Raw genomic sequence first — 19,605 nt, forward strand, 5'->3', positions numbered from 1 at the left:
ACTTAAACATTTATTAAATTTAATAAAAAATCTGTTTAAATCAGACTTCTTATTTTTGCAATCATCTGGTCGCCCAGCTGATCTGCTTCTTCCTGAGAAAAAGCTTCGGTGTAAATTCTAATAATCGGTTCGGTGTTTGATTTTCTGAGGTGAACCCAGTTATTTTCAAAATCGATTTTTACACCGTCCACAGTAGAAATTTCCTCCTTTTGATACTCTTTTTCCACTTTTGTTAAAAGTGAATCCACATCGATGTCCGGCGTGAGTTCAATTTTCTTTTTACCCATGAAATAACTTGGGTAAGTTGCGCGAAGTTCGGAAACCGTTTTGTTTTCTTTTGCCAAATGCGTTAAAAAAAGCGCTACACCAACCAAAGAATCGCGGCCGTAATGCAAATCCGGATAGATGATTCCACCATTTCCTTCACCGCCAATTACCGCGTTTTTTTCTTTCATTAAAGTCACCACATTTACTTCGCCCACGGCGCTCGCAAAATATTCTGAATTGTGACTGTTTGCAACATCTCTTAAAGCGCGGCTGGAAGATAGATTGGAAATTGCTACGCCTTTTTTATTTTTCAAAAGGTAATCTGCAACCGCGACCAAAGTGTATTCTTCACCGAAAAGTTCACCATTTTCATCTACCAAAGCCAAACGGTCAACGTCCGGATCTACGACGATTCCGACGTCAGCTTTTTCCGTTTTCATGAGATCGCAAATGTCACCCAAATGCTCTTTCAACGGCTCGGGATTATGAGGAAAATGTCCATTTGGTTCGCAATATAATTTTACGACCTCGCAGCCCAGATTTTCCAATAATTGTGGAATGGCAATTCCACCCGTAGAATTTACAGCATCAACAACAACCTTAAATTTCTTGGCTTTAATGGCTTCTGCGTCAACCATTGGTAAATCCAAAATCTTCTGGATATGAATATCAAAAGCGTCGTCGCGCGTTTCGTATTTGCCTAAATCATCAACTTCAGCGTAATCGAAATCCTGACTTTCAGCCAAAGCTAAAACATCAGTACCGTTTTCGCCTGTGATAAATTCCCCTTTGTCGTTTAATAATTTCAGCGCGTTCCACTGTTTCGGGTTGTGTGAAGCGGTAAGAATAATTCCGCCATCTGCCTGAAGTTCCGGCACCATTACTTCCACCGTTGGTGTTGTGGAAAGTCCCAAATCGATGACATTAATTCCTAAACCTTGCAAAGTTGCAGTCACTAAAGAATTTACCATCGCACCGGAAATCCGCGCATCCCGGCCGACAACCAAGGTTAAATCTTTTTTGTTTTTATTGTTTTGAAGCCAGGTTCCGAAGGCGGAAGTAAATTTCACCACATCAAGCGGCGTGAGATTTTCATCAACTTTACCGCCGATGGTGCCGCGGATTCCGGAAATAGATTTTATTAAAGACATATTTTCAATTTTTTAGCACGAAGTGCGTGTGTTTTTTCGATGTGCAAAATTACGAATTAAATGGAAAAGAAATTAGCGCCTTAAAACGGCTTTTTTTTCAAAATGAAAATTTTTAAAAGCTAAAAATCAGCCGTTTTAGCCCGGAATTTTTAACTACAGCAATCGCGGTCGCAACCGGGTTTTCCTTTGGATTTAAATTTTTTCGAACTGAAATTCCGCGCGATGATTTTAGACAGAGAATATCCTGCAACCAAAACGATTACAGCAATAATAAGGTATTGAAAAAGAAGTGAATTATCCATTACTTTAATATTTGATAGACAATTAATGAAGCAATATAAGCCAGACCCGACATACCGAAAAGTTGCGCCAGCATCCATTTCCAGGACTTGGTTTCTTTATATACAACGGCTAAAGTAGACACACATTGCATTGCAAAAGCATAGAAAAACAGGATTGAAACTCCGGTAGCAAAACTGAAAACTTTTTCGCCGTTCGGTTTTACGTCGCTGCGCATTTTATCGATAATTGTTCCTTCGGGAGCTTCTTCATCTAAGCTGTAAAGCGTTGACATTGTGCCAACAAACACTTCACGCGCCACAAAACTGGTGAGTATTCCGACGCCCATTTTCCAGTCATAACCCAACGGTGCAATTGCAGGTTCGATGGATTTCCCCATCTTGGCAAGGTAAGAATTTTCAAGTTTTACATCGGTTGCCACAAATTCCTGAGCGTTTTGTTTCGGGCCGATATAGCTGAAAAACCAAATCACGATGCTGAAAAGGAAAATAATTTTTCCGGCTCCGGTGATAAATTCCCAGACTTTACCTAAAACAATTTTAAAATCATAACCGAATAGCGGCATTTTATACGAAGGCAAATCCATCACCAGGAAAGAAGTTCCTTTGCTTTTAATAATTTTTTTCAGGATTAATGCTCCCATTAATGAGGTGAAAAATCCGAGGAAATACATCGCCATTAAAGCCAAAGCTTTGTAGCTCATTCCGATAAAATATTTGTCGGGAATTATTAAACCAATGATGATACTGTAAACCGGAAGCCGCGCAGAACACGTCATAAAAGGCGTCACGAGAATGGTGATGAGCCTTTCTTTTACGTTTTCAATATTCCGCGTCGACATAATTGCCGGAATTGCACACGCCGTCCCAGAGACCAGCGGCACGATGCTTTTACCGTTCAAACCAAACGGACGCAGAAAACGGTCCATGAGAAAAATGACGCGCGACATGTAACCCGAATCCTCCAGTAAATAGAGAAAATACAATAAAATGCCGATTTGAGGGGCAAAAACCACGATGCCACCAATCCCTGGAATTATACCGTTTGAGACCAGAGAATTTATCGGACCTTCCGGAAGTTGTGTGCTTACAAAGGTGGAAAACCAAAGGAAAAATTCGGAAATCCAGTTCATTGGATATTCGGCGAGGAAAAAGACACTTTCGAAAATAACCAGTAAAACAAGCCCAAAAATTGCATAACCCCAAATTGGGTGAACCAAAATCTTGTCAAGCTTTTCGGTGAGCAATTCTTTGAACTGCGGTTTTTTAGCTAAAACTTTACCGATTATTTTATCGATTTCCTGATAGCGCCGGATGGTTTCCTGAGTTTGTAATCTTTTCCGAACCAAGCATTTAACCTCATCATTATCGATTTGGTCATTCACCGTTTCCAGTTTTCCCAAATAGGTATCGGAGGAAAGTAAAGTCCAGATTTTATATTGATTTTCTTCCTTGGTTTCTTCTAAAATTTTGAAAACGAGACCTTTATGCTCTGTCGGAATATCAAAAGAAACCGTTTCAGATTTGCTGAAACTTTGTTTGAAAATTTCTTCGCGTAGCTCATCAATCCCTTGATTGAATTTTGCATTTGCTTCCAAAACCGTAACATTGAGTTCTTTAGAAAGCTGTTCGGTGTCTATTTTAATTCCGCGGCGGTGCGCCTGATCAATTTGGTTAACGACTAAAAGCACCGGAATACCTAAATCCTGAATTTGCTGAAATAAAAGCAGTCCACGTTTGATGCTTAAAGCTTCTAAAATATAAACAACACCGGTATAATTTTGCTGTTCGTCGATCAGATATTTAGAAAAAATTGCTTCGTCTTCGGAAGTTGGATAAATGCTGTAAGAACCCGGCAGATCGATAACTTCTACTTGCTCGCCCTTATATTCATAACCGCCGGAATGGCTGGCAACAGTAACACCAGCGTAATTACCGGTTTTCTGCTTTTTGTTGCACAATATGTTGAAAACAGTGGATTTACCTACGTTGGGATTTCCGACTAAAAGAATTTGTTTTTTTGAAGTGTTCATTCTACGCTCCGCGATCTGCAAGAAATGGGAGAATATTTAAGTTAAACTTTCTACGATAATGAACCGTGCTTCTTCCTCGCGAAGAGCGATCCTGCTTTTCTCGTCGCCGAATTCAATATAAAGCGGTCCTTTGAAAGGGGCCTGATAAAGGACTTTAAAAACAGTGTTCGGCAGCAGGCCCATTTCAATAATTTTGTTGGGCATGATGAGGTCCTTATTTTCGTAACCCAGAATCTTCCCCATTTTTTTCCGGGGAAAACAACATAATTTATCGGAAATATCTCTTTTCAAGGCTAAAATTTTGAATGGCAAATATACGTTATTTAAATTTAATCTAAATAAGGATTAAAGGAAAAATTACACACAAAAAACCTCAAAACAGTAAATGTCCCGAGGTTTCAACAATTATAATTTAATCTATCTGAAGTCTATTTTTTTGGTTTTTCGACCGGAATTTCAATTGGGTTGTCGTTCGATTTATAAAACTCAATGGTTGTTTTTTCCTGCTGTTTCAGGTAATCTCCCATGGTACCGTCCATTCCGGGCATTTTCATCGACATCATTTGCGGCGTAAGCATTGGTCTCATCGAAGCAAACGGATCTTTTTTATAGTCGCTGAGCATTTTGGTAAATTTTTCACGCGAAAGCTCCTGAACTTTCCCACCGTTTCCGCCCGGCATTACCGATTCGATGTAAGTTACTTCATTGAAGTTCGGTATTTTTTTATTTCCCTTTAATTCCCAGGAATAATTATTGTCGTCGTCGCTGATTTTTACAATAAGTCCCGGTAAGCCGTGAAATTTGTACGGTCCGTCCTGCAATGGAATATCCGTGGTAAACCACGCGGTATACTTTCTTCCGCCATATTCTGTTGTGGCTTTTTGGGCGTTATATTCACCAATTTTTTCTTTTTGCGAATCAATCTTCCAGTTGAATTTCAAATCTTCGTTGTAACCAATATTCACCGGCGTAAAACCACTGCTGATTTGGTCCACAAACTGAACTTTCATTTCCGGGTAAAACTTGTAAATCTTCTCCGTAAACTTCGGCATCGTCATCGTTTTCGAAATATCTTTAAACGTGCCCGATTTCTGCATCGCTTCAACCTGAACTTTTAGAATGGAATCCTGCGCTACAAGCGTATAATCGCGGTAAATGCTTTTGTTTTTGGTTACGTCCAAAACAGCCATCACCTTTTCTACTTTTGCTGAATCTTTTTTCGGCTTATAGCTTAATTCATAAAAAAATCTATTGGCAGTTTCCTGTGCATTAATCGCAAAAAACGCCGTAAACGCTACAAATGCAAAAATTTTTTTCATCTTTCTATTTTACAATTAGTAAACAACGGGCGGTAATTGTTACAGAATTTTAGAAAAAAATTGCTTTTTTTAGCTTAATTTTAATCTTCATTTACCACACCTTTCACCTTAAAAATACTAACATGGAAACTTTACCGCTATTAAAGCAAGAATTTGAGCAGGAGTACGAAACCACGAAAAAATTCCTGGAAATTTTTCCTGAGGGAAAAAACGATTACCGCCCGCACGAAAAAAGCATGAAGCTGATGAGTCTTGCCACGCACATCGTAGAAATTTTCGGCTGGCCAGAAGTCGTGATGAAAACCGAAAAGATAGATTTTGCCGCGGGCGATTACAAACCGACAATTTTGCTGAACCGCAAAGAACTTCAGCAAAAATTCGAAGAAGTTTCCGCAATCAGCAGAGAAATTTTGGAAACCAGCAAAGAAGACGACCTGACCGGAAAATGGAGCATGAATATGGGTGAGCTGGTTTTAGCAGAATTCGATAAATATGGCGCTATACGTCACGCACTGAACCAGATTGTTCACCACCGCGCTCAACTTGGTGTTTATTATCGCCTGAATCATATTCCGCTGCCGGCAAGTTACGGCCCGAGCGCGGATCACGAAACTTTCTAAATTATTCTTAAAAAAAATTCCCGCTTAAAAGGCGGGAATTTTTCGTTTTACTTAAAGTTGAATTTCACGGTAAACATCACCTGGCTTGGCCGAATTTCGATGCTGTTTCGTGTTGTAGAGAAATACGTCGTGTTGTAACCGATGGTTTCATACACCTTTTTATTGGCGATATTCAGCCATTTTATTTCAAAATCTATTTTCTTTTTCGCCCACGTGTATTGGTAAGATAAGTCATAGAAAGGATTTCGTAACGTGGTTGCGCCTTGCGTGGTCGAAATATCATCCCAGACAAAACCGACGGTATGATTTTCCAGCGGGTAAAGATAAAGATTCAGATTATGGTTCCAGCCCGAAGATTTATTCACATTATTCCGGTAATCATCGCTGTTTTTGTTCCAGTTCAGTGAGATATTGTAATCCAGACTCATCCAGCTGAAATAGGTATTATTAAATTTAAAAGCCACACTTTGCGTGTTATTTTTGCTTTCAATAAGATTGTCAACGTTATTAATATCCACCAAAATGCTGTAAGAATTTCCATCGCGGTTGCTGAAACTTGCCGACGCATTTGTTTTAAACTTCGGGAAATATTTACCGATTTCAGCACTTTCGGTTTGCGAATAAGAATTATTATCAAAGTATTCCAACGCTACAGACGACGCGCCAGAAGCAAACGGCCGCGTTTTCGTGATTATATTTCGGTTCGAAACATTATAGCCGTAACGTAAATTGAAGAAAAGGTTGTTCAACGGATTTCTGTACTCCAAACGCGCGGTAGAATTGATATTTCTGTTTTCCGGCAAAAGATTGCTGTCGCGGAAATTCAAAGATTTCGGACTTGTCAAAATTTGACCTTCATACACCGAACCGAAATTTCCAAAATTATAATTTATACCTCCGTAACCCGAAAATTTCCAGAAGGATGCGAAATCATAACTTCCGTAAAAAGTTGGTTCAAAAACCGTTCGGCTTATTTCAGAATCTTTGACGCGCAACAGATCTTTGTAATCCATTCCGTACATATTTACCGGCAAATTGATGCTTAAATTAAGTGCATTTCCTTTATAATTCAGTCCTACGGAAGTATACGGATTGATTTCATTCCACTTTAATTTGTTTTGAAAAGATCTGTCAAGCAAATCACCATCGCCATAAAGCTGAGAATTCATGTCGTTAAAAGATAGATTTAAACCAACTTCCGGCGTAATCGTCCACTTTTTATAAGAAAATCCTACCGATGCGGAATGGTTGGCTTCCAAGGTTTTTAAAGCAATATTCTGGTCCAAACGGTTAAAATGCGTTCCGAAGGCGTCATCCAAATCGTAAAAATTGTCATAAACAGCAGCCAATTTTTGTCGGTCGGTTTGGTAAGAAAGGTAACTCATAAAATTCACCAGCTTATCTTTCCACGGAATTATGGTGCTTAATGAGTTTTTGATGATTCCTGTCGGCGCGCTCATCGCTTCAGCGACGGAAATATCATTTAGCGACGGATCCGGCACGGCCATATTGTATTGCGTGCGCGTATTTCCGCGGTCTTCATTCCAGAAACCATTCCAGGTTGTTGTATTTTTAAAGAAGCCTTTTTTAGCATTTTTGGTAAAAATAAGTTCACCTTTCGCGGCGTTGCTGTAGAAGTTATTAGATTCTATGGTGGTAATCTTTCCGGCTTTGAAAAAATCGGTGTCCTGTTCGTAAGTCGTTTCACGATAGGATTCTCTGCTGATCGCATTGTTTGTATAGCTCGTATTTGCTTTCAATTCCCATTCTTTGTTTTTGAACGGATTCGTCAGAAGATTTGCCGAAAAAAAGTGCACATTATTCATTAAATAACGCTTTTCCGGAATATTCGGCACTGAGGCTTCATCCACACTTAACCAATGGTTTGGCGACGCCTGACCTCTTCTGCCCTCCCAGCGACTTCCGAAAGAAAGCATGTTCCCTTCCCTTTCTACACTTTCACCATTATTATTGGTTTTATAATTCACTACCCATTGGTTTTTCTGCCCGAAAAACATCGGAGTTAATTTTAAATTATATAAAAACGGCTCCATCCCTACACCAACTTCACCACGCCCGGTCATCGTCACCGACTTTTTTAGTTTAATGTTAAGCGCTGCATTTTCGGACGGAACTTTATCCTGAAGAATTTTCACCGGCTGATGGTTTTCCATTACCTCAATTTTCTGCACAGCGCCGGTTGGTAAGGAATTATTGATCGTTCCGTAACCACCTTCCATTAAATCTTTTCCGTTTACGTAAAATTTATTGATCGGTTCACCCTGATAAAGCACGGTTCCGTCTTTATTCACCTCAATGCCGGGAACTTTCTTTAAAACATCGGCAAGCGTACGGTCAGATTTGCTTTCAAAAGCTTTGATGTCGTACGAAATGGTGTCGCCACGTTTGGTAATCATTTTGGCTTTCAGTTTCACTTCTTTAATCTCCGTTGCATCTGGCTGAAGTGTAAAATTCTGGCTTTGATCTTCGTTTTTTATCGTTTTTTGAAGCGGCTTTTGGTTAAAAGCTTTAATTTTTAAATCCACATTGGCTTCGGCGGTGGTAAAAACCACTTTATATTCACCTTTCGCATTGGTGATGGAAAAGGCGATAATAGCGTCTTTGCCGGGTTCTTCTACCGTAACACTCGCGCTCGAAACTGGCTGGCCTTCGGTGTCGATAACTTTACCGGAAATGGTAGATTGTGCCCAGGATAGAATTGCAAAAAAAACAGCAAAAAAGGTCGAAATTTTTCTCATTAAAGATTTTAGCAATTAGTATTTCTTTCCGCGTAAATGTTACAAAAACCAATTTCCGCCGCGCTTTTGCTTAAACTTTTTAAAATTAAATGCTACAAAAGGTTTGAATTAAAATGCTGACTTTTTTACTACTTTTGCTCCATATTTATCTATTTTTTATGGGATTACATTTACAGCCAATTGATGTCGTGGAAACGATTTCTGCGGAAGACTTCCGGACAAAATATTTGCTTCCGAGAAAACCCGTTGTCATCAAAGATTTAGCGCGAAACTGGCCCGCTTACCAAAAATGGACAATGGATTATATGAAAGAAATCGTGGGTGATGTGGAAGTTCCGCTGTACGACTCTTCGAAAGCAGATCCCGCAGCGCCCATTAATTCCGCGGCGGCGAAAATGAAATTCACGGAATACATTGATTTAATTAATGAGAAGCCGACGGATTTGCGCATCTTTTTATTCGACCCACTGAAATCTGCGCCGCAACTTCTGGAAGATTATATCGCTCCGAAAGATTTAATGGGCGGCTTTTTGGATAAATATCCCAATATGTTTTTCGGTGGTGAAGGTTCAGAAACTTTCCTGCATTACGATATCGATTTAGCTCATATTTTCCATACGCATTTCAACGGACGGAAACACGTTTTGCTTTTTGCGAACAAATGGAAAAGCCGCCTGTACAAAATTCCGTACGCGACTTACGCGCTGGAAGATTACGATATTTCGCAACCAGATTTCGAAGAATTTCCCGCATTAGACGGCGTGGAAGGCATTGAATGTTTCCTGGAACACGGCGACACTTTATTTATGCCGACCGGCTGGTGGCATTATATGAAATATCTGGACGGAAGTTTTTCCATCTCGCAGCGCGCTTGGGACAAATCCTGGGGCGTAAAAGCGCGCTCCCTTTGGAATCTTACCGTGCAGCGGAATTTCGATAATTTCATGAAAGCAAGGTTCAAAAAGAGATACATGGACTGGAAAGAAAAAAAGGCTGTTGAAAGGGCAAATTTTGCTCTAAGAAAAGGCTTGCCTAAATAATTAAAAACCCTTTCATTTTTCTGAAAGAGTTTTTTTTAAGTTTACAAAATTCTGAAAATTGGGTACAAACCGACCGAATTTTCGTAATACGGCGAATGCTTGTAAATCCATTCCAGTTGCTTGTTACTGTCTTTAGCAAAATCTGGGTTTGCTATTTTTTCCATTTCAAAAGCGGTTCGAAGCACCGTGTCTTTTTTCAGCAATTCCGCGGCGGTGTCTTCGAAAACGTAATCCGAAAAATACTCTTTTTGGCCCAAAATGCCGTCAAAAAAATTCCAATTGAAAAAAGAATCTGTAGCTGCAGGTTCTAATGTTTCAAGTAAATATTTTACACCGGGCTGTTTCGTGGAAATCAGGAAATCACCTTTCCGGAAGTTTTGGTTTTTAAATTCCGATTTCGTTTTGGTATCGAAATGTAAATAATGGCCTTCGTAAGGGTTTTTTACAGTTTTAAAATTTGCGATCCGGTAAAGCTCCACACTGATGGTAGAATCCTGCGCGAGTTCTTTCATCTGAATATTGTTGCGTTTCAGATATTCAATGACTTTATTTTCTGATTTCGGGATTACATAAAAGTTCGGAATCTGAATTTCAGCCGTTGGCTTGTATTCATTATAAAACTTCACTTTTCGGGTGAAAGGTTTTTTTCGGTCGTAAAATAATCTGGGTTTTCCGGAAACTTCGCTGGCGTTTTTTCCGGCTTCAAAACCCTTAAAATCGATGAGTTTATATTTTGTGCTGTCGACTTTCCAGCCAATGGAATATTTCTTTCCGGGCAAAAAATTCGCTGCATTTTCGGTCATTTTTTGCTGAATTTCTTTCGCGTTCTTTTGAGTATAATTAATGGAGCTCAGCATGTATTCGTAAGTTGCACGAACTCTTTCGTTATAAGGTTTCAGCATATGCGTTTCCGCAACGGTTCCTAAAGTGTTGAAAAGTGTGGTATAACCTGTGGCGTAGCGCGGTGAATCCATAAAAGCCGGAAAACCTTCGTCTGGAGAATCGCCGTGAATATTGACATAAGGGGTTGCTAAAATTCCTTTTTTCTCGATATTTTTTAGGATTTCAGGTTGCATTTTTTCGTTGAAATACTTGCCCAGTTTATCACCCAATCTTTCCTTATTCGTAGAAATATAGGTGAACAGATATTGATAATCTGCGCCGTTACTTACGTGATTATCGATGAAATAAATCGGTTTAAAAAACTGAAAAATATGCTGAAATGCCTCGGAATTTTTGGTGTCGTTTTTAATGAAATCGCGGTTCAGATCGTAGTTGCGCGCATTTCCACGAAAACCATATTCTTCAGGGCCATTTTGGTTCGCGCGTGAAAAACTTCCGCGGCGTAACATTCCGGAAATATTATAAGCTTCGATGGCAACAATTTTTAGATTTTTAGCGGAAATTTTTCCGGTGGCCAAATCGCGCATGAGCATCATGGCCGCATCTATACCGTCCGGTTCACCCGGATGAATCCCGTTATTGATTAAGATTACAGGCGCTGCTTTACTTTTTGAATTTTCGAAAATCACCACTTTTATGGGTTCGCCGTTATCGTCGGTACCGAAATCCTGAATGCTGACGGTTTTGAAATTTTCGTCCAAATCAGCGTAAAATTTTACCATCTCAACGTAAGTCGTGGTTTGGTTTCCGTTACCTTTTTCGTAAGGCGTTGGAAATTTATTTTGAGCCAAAACTAAATTGCAAAGCAAAAGCAGAAACAGTAATTGATATTTCATTGGTAAAAATTTTATCGAAATTAAATAAAAAATTCCCGACTAAAAGCAGGAATTTTTGTGTTTTAGAAAGTCTTGATTTAGAACGGAACGCGCGCCCCGACCTGAGTGGATCCCGATTATTCGGGAGGGAACCCTTCGACAAGCTCAGGATAAACTAGGGCGGAAAAGGCGCCCAAGCTCAATTATTCATTCAGCTTCAAGACCGCCATAAATGCGGACTGCGGTACTTCTACCCGACCGATTTGCTTCATTTTTTTCTTCCCTTCTTTCTGCTTTTCCAACAATTTACGCTTACGGGAAATATCGCCACCGTAACATTTTGCGGTCACATCTTTTCTTAGAGCTTTGATTGTTTCGCGCGCAATAACTTTCGCGCCGAGCGCCGCCTGAACGGCAATATCAAACTGCTGACGCGGAATGAGTTCGCGAAGTTTTTCGCACATTCTTTTTCCGATATAATACGCGTTGCTGTCGTGGATGAGCGAGGAAAGCGCATCTACCATGTCGCCATTGATGAGAATATCCATTTTCACCAATTTCGAAGCGCGGAAACCGATAGGATGATAATCGAAACTCGCATAACCTTTGGAAATTGATTTCAAACGGTCGTAAAAATCGAAAACAACCTCCGCCAAAGGCATGTTGAAAACCATTTCCACGCGGTCTGAAGTCAGATAATTTTGGGTGACAATTTCACCTCTTTTCTCAATACAAAGCGTCATTACCGGTCCGACAAAATCAGATTTTGTAATGATGGAAGCTTTGATGAAAGGCTCCTCTACGCGGTCCAGCATCATGGGATCTGTCATTTCCGACGGATTGTTGATGAGAATCATTTTGTCTGGATCTTTCTTGGTGTAGCCGTGGTAGGAAACGTTGGGTACCGTGGTGATAACGTCCATGTTGAATTCGCGGTCTAGTCTTTCCTGAACGATTTCCATGTGGAGCATACCGAGGAAGCCGCAACGGAAACCGAAACCAAGCGCCGCGGAACTTTCCGGTTCGAAAACCAGTGACGCGTCATTTAACCGTAACTTTTCGAGCGAGAAACGCAATTCTTCGAAGTCCTCAGCTTCAATGGGATAAATTCCGGCGAAGACCATAGGTTTTACTTCTTCGAATCCTTCAATTGCAGCGTCCGCACCATTTTCAAAAGTGGTGATGGTATCTCCTACTTTTACTTCGCGGGCATCTTTAATTCCGGAAATTATATATCCTACGTCGCCGGTGCTGATTTCTTTTTTCGGAACCTGTTTTAGTTTTAAAGTTCCCACCTCATCGGCTACGTACATTTTGCCGGTTGCCATAAATTTAATGCGCTGGCCTTTTTTAATGCTGCCGTTAACGACTTTAAAATAAGCTTCAATTCCGCGGAACGGATTGTAAACGGAATCGAAAACCAAGGCTTGCAAAGGTGCGTCGGGATCACCAACAGGTGCCGGGATTCTTTTCACAATTTGCTCCAATAATTCGTGCACGCCTTCGCCGGTTTTTCCGGAAACACGCAAAACGTCTTCGTACTCGCAACCGATTAGGTTCATGATTTCATCGGTTACTTCTTCCGGATTTGCGGAAGGTAAATCGATTTTATTGAGAATTGGAATAATGGTAAGGTCATTTTCCAAAGCTAAATATAAATTGCTTATCGTCTGTGCCTGAATGCTTTGCGCTGCATCAACAATAAGAAGCGCACCTTCGCAAGCTGCGATGGAACGGGAAACCTCGTAGGAAAAATCTACGTGTCCCGGTGTATCAATAAGGTTGAGGATATATTTTTCACCATTCAGTTCATAATCCATCTGGATGGCGTGGGATTTTATGGTAATTCCGCGCTCTTTTTCAAGATCCATATCATCCAGCGTCTGCGATTGCAGCTCTCTTTGGGTCACCGTGTTGGTGTATTCCAAAAGGCGGTCTGCGAGTGTAGATTTACCGTGGTCAATATGTGCAATAATGCAAAAGTTTCGTATGTTTTTCATTTAAAATAGAAGATAGTGCGCAAATTTAGTGTTTTTTGATGGATTTTTTCTAAGAAATAAAATGCGCGCAACCGCTGAAAAGGAAACCGTTTTAAAAAAATTTGCCCTTAGAACGGCTAATTTTTGATTTTTACTGAAAGAAATTTCATCAATCTAGAAGTTAAAATTTATTTGCCGTTAAAATGGCATTTTTTTAAAAAAGAACGACCTCTACAATAAAATTGCAGAGGTCGCTCAAACATTAAAAAAATAAACTATTATGGTCGCCTGCGCTGCGGACCTGGATTTCTAGGTCCGTCTTGTTTTTTGTCTAATATCTTGGTACGCATTTTACCTTCTGTCTGGTACATTTTCAATACCTGCTGAGGTGAAATTACTTTCATGAATTTCTGCGCGTAATTTTTTCTGTTATCTAAAAGCTGCTGCCCGATTTCAAAACTTTGTTCCAGTTGTTTTACAGCATCAGCATCGCTCATGTTTTCATAATTTTCGTCCGCGGTGAACTTTTCTTTTATTGCATTTTGCTTTTCCTGATATTCGGCGTACAGATTTTTAAATTCCTCCTGCTGATTGCCTGGCACTTCAAGCTCAGAGATCATCATTTTTTCGCGGAATTCCTTTAAAAGGTTCATTCGGTCTTCCGGTTTCATTTTCTGGATAATCTCTTTCCTTTGTTCAGGCTTCATATTTTTCCAGTCGTAGTTCAGTTGTTGGGCAAAACTCGCGGAAGTTAGAAGTGCGACGCTCAGAAGTGTTAAAATCTTTTTCATTGTTGCTTAATTATACAAGTCCAGGTAAATATCTTGCTCTGCATTTTGTGATAAATCTGCTAATTCGGCGCGGGTAAAATTCGAAAGAATTTGATCGACCTGAATTTCTGCTGTTTTTACCTGTTCTTTTTCATTTTGCTTTGCAAATTTAGCTGTTTTCTCTGTAAAATTTGTTTTCCGTTCTGCGGTGTTTTTTGGATTATCGTTTTCTATGGAAGTTAAATCCTGTTCTAAAACTTTCAGCGCAATCGCTTCTTCAGAAGGTGTAGCTTCTTGTTCCACAGCATTTACGGTGTTTTTAATTTCAACTTCATTCTGTGCGACAGATGGTGTTTCTGCGGGCGCGGAAGTCAGGAAAAAAGTAAAACCAAACAGCAACGCAACTGCGGCGGCGGCCGTATAAGCCCAGTTCATTTTGATAACCTTTCCTGCTTTTTCCTGTGGAATTTCTGCCAGAACCTTGTTTTGCATTTCAGCAAAAAAGTCCTCTTTATGAGTGAAAATATTTTTGCGTTCTAATTTATCTAAATCAAATTCTTTCATCTTTTTCGTATCTTAATCCGTGTAATTTTGTTTTATGTAATCTTCAACTTTTTGCTTGGCATAGTGGTAATTGGTCTTTAAAGTCCCCACGGACATATCTAAAATCTGCGACATATCTTCGTAGGGTAAGTCTTCATAATACCTCATATTAAAAACCAGTTTCTGCTTATCCGGCAAAGAATGAATCGCTTTCTGCAATAAAACCTGAATTTCATCTGCATCGGGCTGCACATTGTCTGCTACTAAATTCTGAAGATAATTGGTAGATTCTTCGTCATTTTTCTGCATTTTTTTCATTTTGTTTAACTGCTGCAAAGATTCGTTAGTTGCAATCCTGTAAAGCCAGGTGTAAAGTTGACTTTCCTGTTTAAACTGATGAAAATTCTGATAAGCTTTAATAAAAGTATCCTGCAAAACATCCTGTGAGATATCGTGATCCACAATAAATCGCCGGATATGCCAATATAACCTGCTCTGATATGCATCCATCATCATGCGAACTCCTTTTTCACGGGTTTTCTCGCCAGACATTAAGTTGATAATTTCGGCTTCCTTAATCTTCATTGAGATGCAATCGGTGTTTTGATGAGTGAATTGTTTAAAAGTTAAAAAAGACTTCAATTTTTAGTCCAAACCAAAATACTATCTTTGTTTATAATACTTTTCTATGAAGATTGTCATTATAGGTTCGGGCAATGTGGCGTATCATTTATGCAAAGCATTCGCTCAAAATCATATTCCTGTTGCCCAGATTTTTGGCCGAAATGAAACTGATTTAAAGCAGATTTCTGCCGAACTTGATATACCGTTTTCCACCACTTCACTTGCCGATGCAGATTTATATTTAATTTGCGTCAGCGATGATTCTGTTTCGGAAATTTCAAAGTTAATAAAAAATGAAAACTCATTGGTAGCGCACACTTCAGGTTCGTTGGAAAAAGAAATTCTTTCCGGAAATTACCGCAAAGCAAGTTTTTATCCTTTACAGACTTTTTCCCGGGCTAAAATGCTGAATTATTCCGAAATACCATTCTTCATCGAAGCTGAGAAAAGAGAAGACGAAAGTTTGCTTTTCGATTTAGCTGAAAAAATCAGCAAGAAGGTGATGCGTTCAACTTATGAAAAGCGAAAATATATCCATTTAACGGCTGTTTTTTCCTGTAATTTTGTAAATCATCTTTTTGCGCGGGCGAAAGAAATTTCAGACCGTGAAGAAATTCCGTTTGACTATTTTTTACCATTAATTAAAGAAACCACCCAGAAAATAGAGCATATTGAGCCGAAATTAGCGCAAACCGGTCCCGCGGTGCGGAATGACAAACGAGTTCTGCAGCTTCACGAAGAACTTTTACCGTCTGATGAGCACCGGAAAATCTACAAAACGCTGAATGAATCTATTAAAAAAATGTATGAGCTATAAATCCAGATTAAAAAATATAAAAGCCTTTGTTTTTGATGTTGACGGCGTATTTACAGACGGAAGTGTGGTTTTGATGCCCGACAAAAGCATGTGCCGCGTGATGAATGTTCTAGATGGTTACGCGGTGGTGCAGGCCCGAAAACATGGCTACCCGATTTGTGTAATTACCGGCGGTGACGATCCTTCTGTCCGAAACAGAATTCATTATTTGGGAATTACCGATTATTACGCAAAAATCGGCGATAAGCTGGAAAAATTCGAAGAATTCAAGCAAAAATATCAGCTTAAAAACGAAGAAATTCTCACCATGGGCGACGATATTCCCGATTTACCGATGATGAAGATTTCGGGAATTTCCGCATGCCCAAAGAATTCGGTACCCGATATTAAATTGATTTCACATTATATTTCTCCGATCGAAGGCGGAAAAGGCGCCGTTCGTGATGTGATTGAACAAGTGATGAAAGTGCAGGGAACCTGGCAGTTTGATGATACAAAAAGTGTTTAAATAACCGGAAGAAAATGAAAATATTACTCGGTTCAAACTCGCCGCGCCGCAAAGAATTATTAAAGGAATTAGGTTTTGATTTTTCCGTCGTCAAAATCGATTGTGAAGAAAATTATCCTGAAGATTTGCCGGTTTCCGAAATTGCCGGTTATCTCTCGGAATTGAAATCGTCTGCTTACGGAAATTTAAAAAACGATGAAGTTTTATTGACGGCAGATACCATTGTGGTTTTAAACGAAACCGTTTTAGGAAAACCTGAAAAAGAAGTACAGGCACGGGAAATGCTCGAAAAACTATCCGGCAAAATTCACGAGGTTTATACCGGAATTACCATACGGACTTTAGAAAAAACCATCACAAAGACCGATGTCGCGCAAGTGGAATTTGAAAATCTAAGTTCAGAAGAAATAGATTTTTATATTAAAAATTATCAGCCGTTCGATAAAGCCGGCAGCTATGGAATTCAGGAATGGCTGGGCATGGTAAAAATTCGGTGCATTTCGGGCAGTTTTTTTACAATTATGGGTTTGCCCACGCATTTGGTCTATAAACTGCTGAAAGATTTAAAATAAAAAATATCGGCATAAAAGACCATATTTTTGCTAATTTTATAATCAGCATTTTACAATAAAATCCTGATTTAAAAGTTATTATAAATGATGAAAAAAATTATACTTTTCCTTTTAACAATCGTGGTTATTAACTCCTGCTCATCGCGGAAGAAAGCCAACGATTCCACTTTCTTGAAAGGATTTTTCACCTATTATAATACCTTATTTAACAGTAAAGATGCGCTGGAAACCGAGTTGCGCAACCGCGATAAAAGCCACCGGGACAATTTTTATGCGCCGTACATCCAGATTCTTACCTATGAAAATCAAGCCGAAGGAAGTGAGCTGAATAACGCTTTGACGGGCGACGATTTCGATCCGGGTTTTACAGGTTCCAACATGCGCGGAACGCCGGGTTCGCCTGGAAATTTTCAAGGTGACGGTGGTGGCCGCGGGAACGGCGGTGGTGCCACAATTCTGGAAATTGCAGAAGCAAAAGCGCTGAAAGCAATCGCAAAATATTCAGTGCTGAAAAATGGCGAAGAAAAAAACAAAAAGATTTTTGATGCGCACATTTTGCTTGCGCAGGCACGTATTTACCAAGAAAAACCTCTGGAAGCTTTAGATGCGCTGAACTATCTTTTCACCAATATGCGCGAAGATAAAAGATTGCCATTGGCGCGTATTTACCAGGGATTGGCCTACACAAAAATTGGAGATTATGCACGTGCAGAAGAGATTTTTGCTAATTTAAAGCGTAGCGACATTAATAAAAATCATCAACAACTTGCCAGCATTTATTATTCAGAAATGCTGCTGAATGCCGGTAAAAAACAGGATGCGATCATCGAGCTTGAAAATGCTTATGTCATCAATAAAAACAGAAAGTTACGCAGCCGGATTTCGTTTCTGCGTGGGCAAATTCTGGCAGATTTAGTTCGGGACGGAGAAGCGCGCGAAAGTTTTGTTACCGCATACCAAAACGCAAACGACTTTGAATTTGAAGTGAAATCTCAAATCGAAATTGCGAAAACCTTTAACGGAACCGACGATGATTTCAACGGTGCAAAAGAATATCTGGAAAATATCAGCAAAAAAGGCACATATGCCTCGAGAAAAAATGAATTTTACTACGCGCTTGGTTTGATGGCGAACAAAGCCGGAAAAAAAGAAGAAGCCAAACAGTTTTTTGCACAATCTTTGGCCGAAAAAATTTCCGATCCACAGGTGCGAGGCTTAACGTATTATGAAATTGGAAAAGATTATTTCGAAAACAGCGATTACCTTTCTGCGGGCGCGTTTTACGATTCAGCTTTGGCGGTAATGACCTATGAACCGGCAAAAATTCTTTTGCAGGAACAGTTTTCCAATATTAAAAATGTCTCTGCAAATTATTATTTAATTAAGAAGAACGACAGTATTTTGAATTTGACCAAAATGCCGCAAGCGGAGAGAACTGCGTACTTCACCACGTATATCGACGCGCTGAAAAACAAAGAAAAGCAGCAGGAAATCGCACAGCGAAAAGCGGACAGAAGTAAAGGTTTTGACACTGGAGATTATTCAGCAAATTCGGCTTTTGCAGGAAATGCAGGCGGTTTTCAGAACTTCGATAATTCCAAAGGCAGCTTTTATTTTGCAAATACCGGAACTGTGGCAAAAGGTGAATCCACTTTTAAGCAAATTTGGGGGAACCGCACACTTAACGACGACTGGCGAACTTCGGTGCGCAGCAATTCCATTGAAGACCTTCGCAATGAAGCGCTGGGACTTTCTACGGCGCCAAATCCACGACGTTTTGAACCCACTTTCTACATTGACCAGCTTCCGACCAGTCTCGCGGAAATAACGGCTTTAAAGAAAGCGCGAGACACAGCGTCGCTTGCTTTGGGAAGAATGTATGAAAGTTATTTTGGCGATACCGAACTTGCCACAAAAACTCTGTATGATTTGGTTGATCAGCAGCCTGAAGAAGAAACGAAACTACAGGCGCTTTACCAGATATTTTCGATGAATTATGAAAAAAATCCGGCCGGAGCGGAACGCGCAAAACAAACCATTCTTACCGAATTTCCATATACTTCGTATGCAGAATTTGTTCGAAATCCGAAAAATAAAGTGTTCTCGCAGTCTTCTGATGAGGTAGAAAAAATGTACGCTGATGCTTTCTCGCTGTATAAAGAGGAAAAATTTGAGGAAAGCAAAACGTTGATTCAAAATGCTTTAGCGAAATATCCAAAAGATGCTTTAGTCCCGAAATTTGCGTTGCTAAATGCCTTTAATACTGGAAAAACCGCGGGGAAAGAAATTATGATTTTGCAGCTGGAACAGATTGCGCTGAATTATGCCAACACTACTGAAGGGGAAAAAGCCGCCGAAATGCTGAAATACCTGCACAGCGATTTACAGTTTGAAACTACCGACAGCGCGGGAAATGTGGTACAACCGACGCGTCCGGAAAATTCGGGGCAAAAAATCCCAGATTCTATAAAAGTGGATACGGATGATCTTCCGCAAAAAGCTCCACCAAGACCAGGTGGAAGGGGAACGCCGCAAGATGTGCCGCCAAGTGGGAGCGGGGAAAAACCCAAAACAAAATAAAAGCGG

17 protein-coding genes are annotated in these 19,605 nt (G+C 39.9%); 6 read left to right on the forward strand and 11 right to left on the reverse strand.

What is annotated here, in order from left to right:
* Positions 1-35 precede the first annotated feature (35 nt).
* The 5 genes from glmM to OA84_RS03520 form a co-directional block, all read right to left on the reverse strand.
* Positions 36-1,418 (reverse strand): phosphoglucosamine mutase, encoded by a 1,383-nt coding sequence (gene glmM, locus OA84_RS03505; protein ID WP_039342321.1) that lies wholly within the window; start codon positions 1,416-1,418, stop codon positions 36-38.
* Between the two features lie 149 nt (positions 1,419-1,567).
* On the reverse strand, positions 1,568-1,720 hold the full coding sequence (locus OA84_RS11445; RefSeq protein ID WP_169743477.1) for a hypothetical protein: 153 nt from the start codon (positions 1,718-1,720) through the stop codon (positions 1,568-1,570).
* On the reverse strand, positions 1,720-3,750 hold the full coding sequence (feoB, locus tag OA84_RS03510; RefSeq protein WP_039342324.1) for a ferrous iron transport protein B: 2,031 nt from the start codon (positions 3,748-3,750) through the stop codon (positions 1,720-1,722). Before feoB ends, OA84_RS11445 begins: the two co-directional genes overlap by 1 nt.
* Before the next feature lie 36 nt (positions 3,751-3,786).
* On the reverse strand, positions 3,787-3,993 hold the full coding sequence (locus tag OA84_RS03515; protein ID WP_052252105.1) for a FeoA family protein: 207 nt from the start codon (positions 3,991-3,993) through the stop codon (positions 3,787-3,789).
* A gap of 185 nt (positions 3,994-4,178) precedes the next feature.
* Entirely contained in the window at positions 4,179-5,069 is an 891-nt protein-coding gene (locus OA84_RS03520) for a GLPGLI family protein (RefSeq protein ID WP_039342329.1), read from the reverse strand.
* 122 nt (positions 5,070-5,191) lie between these two features.
* On the opposite strand from OA84_RS03520, the gene OA84_RS03525 reads away from it, so the two are divergent.
* A complete protein-coding gene (locus OA84_RS03525) occupies positions 5,192-5,689 on the forward strand; it encodes a DinB family protein (RefSeq protein ID WP_039342332.1) in 498 nt (165 codons plus the stop codon).
* Positions 5,690-5,736: 47 nt separating this feature from the next.
* Here the strand turns inward: OA84_RS03525 and OA84_RS03530 are convergent, their stop codons facing one another.
* Complete coding sequence (locus tag OA84_RS03530) at positions 5,737-8,448, reverse strand: TonB-dependent receptor (protein WP_039342335.1); 2,712 nt, start codon at positions 8,446-8,448, stop codon at positions 5,737-5,739.
* A 158-nt stretch (positions 8,449-8,606) separates the two neighbouring features.
* Here OA84_RS03530 and OA84_RS03535 point away from each other — a divergent pair, with 158 nt between their 5' ends.
* Entirely contained in the window at positions 8,607-9,488 is an 882-nt protein-coding gene (locus tag OA84_RS03535) for a cupin-like domain-containing protein (RefSeq protein WP_039342338.1), read from the forward strand.
* Positions 9,489-9,529: 41 nt separating this feature from the next.
* On the opposite strand, the gene OA84_RS03540 is transcribed toward OA84_RS03535, so the two are convergent.
* From OA84_RS03540 to OA84_RS03560, 5 genes are all read right to left on the reverse strand, one after another.
* A complete protein-coding gene (locus tag OA84_RS03540; RefSeq protein ID WP_039342342.1) occupies positions 9,530-11,227 on the reverse strand; it encodes a M14 family zinc carboxypeptidase in 1,698 nt (565 codons plus the stop codon).
* Positions 11,228-11,409: 182 nt separating this feature from the next.
* Complete coding sequence (gene lepA, locus OA84_RS03545; RefSeq protein WP_039342345.1) at positions 11,410-13,206, reverse strand: translation elongation factor 4; 1,797 nt, start codon at positions 13,204-13,206, stop codon at positions 11,410-11,412.
* A gap of 257 nt (positions 13,207-13,463) precedes the next feature.
* Positions 13,464-13,976, reverse strand: coding sequence for a hypothetical protein (locus OA84_RS03550; RefSeq protein ID WP_039342348.1), 513 nt, complete (start codon positions 13,974-13,976; stop codon positions 13,464-13,466).
* Positions 13,977-13,982: 6 nt separating this feature from the next.
* The gene (locus OA84_RS03555; RefSeq protein WP_039342351.1) at positions 13,983-14,519 is read right to left on the reverse strand and encodes a hypothetical protein; all 537 of its coding nucleotides are present in this window, start codon (positions 14,517-14,519) and stop codon (positions 13,983-13,985) included.
* A gap of 12 nt (positions 14,520-14,531) precedes the next feature.
* The gene (locus tag OA84_RS03560) at positions 14,532-15,083 is read right to left on the reverse strand and encodes an RNA polymerase sigma factor (RefSeq protein WP_039342354.1); all 552 of its coding nucleotides are present in this window, start codon (positions 15,081-15,083) and stop codon (positions 14,532-14,534) included.
* 103 nt (positions 15,084-15,186) lie between these two features.
* Between OA84_RS03560 and OA84_RS03565 the strand changes: the two genes are divergently transcribed.
* The 4 genes from OA84_RS03565 to porW all read left to right on the forward strand — a co-directional run bounded on the left by OA84_RS03565 (position 15,187) and on the right by porW (position 19,599).
* Positions 15,187-15,939 (forward strand): Rossmann-like and DUF2520 domain-containing protein, encoded by a 753-nt coding sequence (locus tag OA84_RS03565; protein ID WP_039342358.1) that lies wholly within the window; start codon positions 15,187-15,189, stop codon positions 15,937-15,939.
* Positions 15,929-16,447 (forward strand): KdsC family phosphatase, encoded by a 519-nt coding sequence (locus tag OA84_RS03570; protein WP_039342361.1) that lies wholly within the window; start codon positions 15,929-15,931, stop codon positions 16,445-16,447. Before OA84_RS03565 ends, OA84_RS03570 begins: the two co-directional genes overlap by 11 nt.
* Positions 16,448-16,461: 14 nt before the next feature.
* Positions 16,462-17,019, forward strand: coding sequence for a Maf family nucleotide pyrophosphatase (locus tag OA84_RS03575; RefSeq protein ID WP_039342363.1), 558 nt, complete (start codon positions 16,462-16,464; stop codon positions 17,017-17,019).
* An 87-nt stretch (positions 17,020-17,106) separates the two neighbouring features.
* On the forward strand, positions 17,107-19,599 hold the full coding sequence (gene porW / locus OA84_RS03580; RefSeq protein WP_084060834.1) for a type IX secretion system periplasmic lipoprotein PorW/SprE: 2,493 nt from the start codon (positions 17,107-17,109) through the stop codon (positions 19,597-19,599).
* Positions 19,600-19,605: the final 6 nt, after the last annotated feature.

This window comes from Kaistella solincola, assembly GCF_000812875.1.
In the GTDB taxonomy this organism is placed as follows: Bacteria; Bacteroidota; Bacteroidia; order Flavobacteriales; family Weeksellaceae; genus Kaistella; species Kaistella solincola.

Bases quoted from the DNA above. Each gene is read 5' to 3' on its own strand.
- lepA (WP_039342345.1), bottom strand. From the start codon at position 13,206: ATGAAAAACATACGAAACTTTTGCATTATTGCACATATTGACCACGGT.
- OA84_RS03570 (WP_039342361.1), top strand. From the start codon at position 15,929: ATGAGCTATAAATCCAGATTAAAAAATATAAAAGCCTTTGTTTTTGAT.
- OA84_RS03535 (WP_039342338.1), top strand. From the start codon at position 8,607: ATGGGATTACATTTACAGCCAATTGATGTCGTGGAAACGATTTCTGCG.
- OA84_RS03530 (WP_039342335.1), bottom strand. From the start codon at position 8,448: ATGAGAAAAATTTCGACCTTTTTTGCTGTTTTTTTTGCAATTCTATCC.
- OA84_RS03520 (WP_039342329.1), bottom strand. From the start codon at position 5,069: ATGAAAAAAATTTTTGCATTTGTAGCGTTTACGGCGTTTTTTGCGATT.
- glmM (WP_039342321.1), bottom strand. From the start codon at position 1,418: ATGTCTTTAATAAAATCTATTTCCGGAATCCGCGGCACCATCGGCGGT.
- OA84_RS11445 (WP_169743477.1), bottom strand. From the start codon at position 1,720: ATGGATAATTCACTTCTTTTTCAATACCTTATTATTGCTGTAATCGTT.
- OA84_RS03560 (WP_039342354.1), bottom strand. From the start codon at position 15,083: ATGAAGATTAAGGAAGCCGAAATTATCAACTTAATGTCTGGCGAGAAA.
- OA84_RS03565 (WP_039342358.1), top strand. From the start codon at position 15,187: ATGAAGATTGTCATTATAGGTTCGGGCAATGTGGCGTATCATTTATGC.
- OA84_RS03575 (WP_039342363.1), top strand. From the start codon at position 16,462: ATGAAAATATTACTCGGTTCAAACTCGCCGCGCCGCAAAGAATTATTA.
- OA84_RS03555 (WP_039342351.1), bottom strand. From the start codon at position 14,519: ATGAAAGAATTTGATTTAGATAAATTAGAACGCAAAAATATTTTCACT.
- OA84_RS03525 (WP_039342332.1), top strand. From the start codon at position 5,192: ATGGAAACTTTACCGCTATTAAAGCAAGAATTTGAGCAGGAGTACGAA.
- OA84_RS03515 (WP_052252105.1), bottom strand. From the start codon at position 3,993: ATGGGGAAGATTCTGGGTTACGAAAATAAGGACCTCATCATGCCCAAC.
- OA84_RS03550 (WP_039342348.1), bottom strand. From the start codon at position 13,976: ATGAAAAAGATTTTAACACTTCTGAGCGTCGCACTTCTAACTTCCGCG.
- porW (WP_084060834.1), top strand. From the start codon at position 17,107: ATGAAAAAAATTATACTTTTCCTTTTAACAATCGTGGTTATTAACTCC.
- OA84_RS03540 (WP_039342342.1), bottom strand. From the start codon at position 11,227: ATGAAATATCAATTACTGTTTCTGCTTTTGCTTTGCAATTTAGTTTTG.
- feoB (WP_039342324.1), bottom strand. From the start codon at position 3,750: ATGAACACTTCAAAAAAACAAATTCTTTTAGTCGGAAATCCCAACGTA.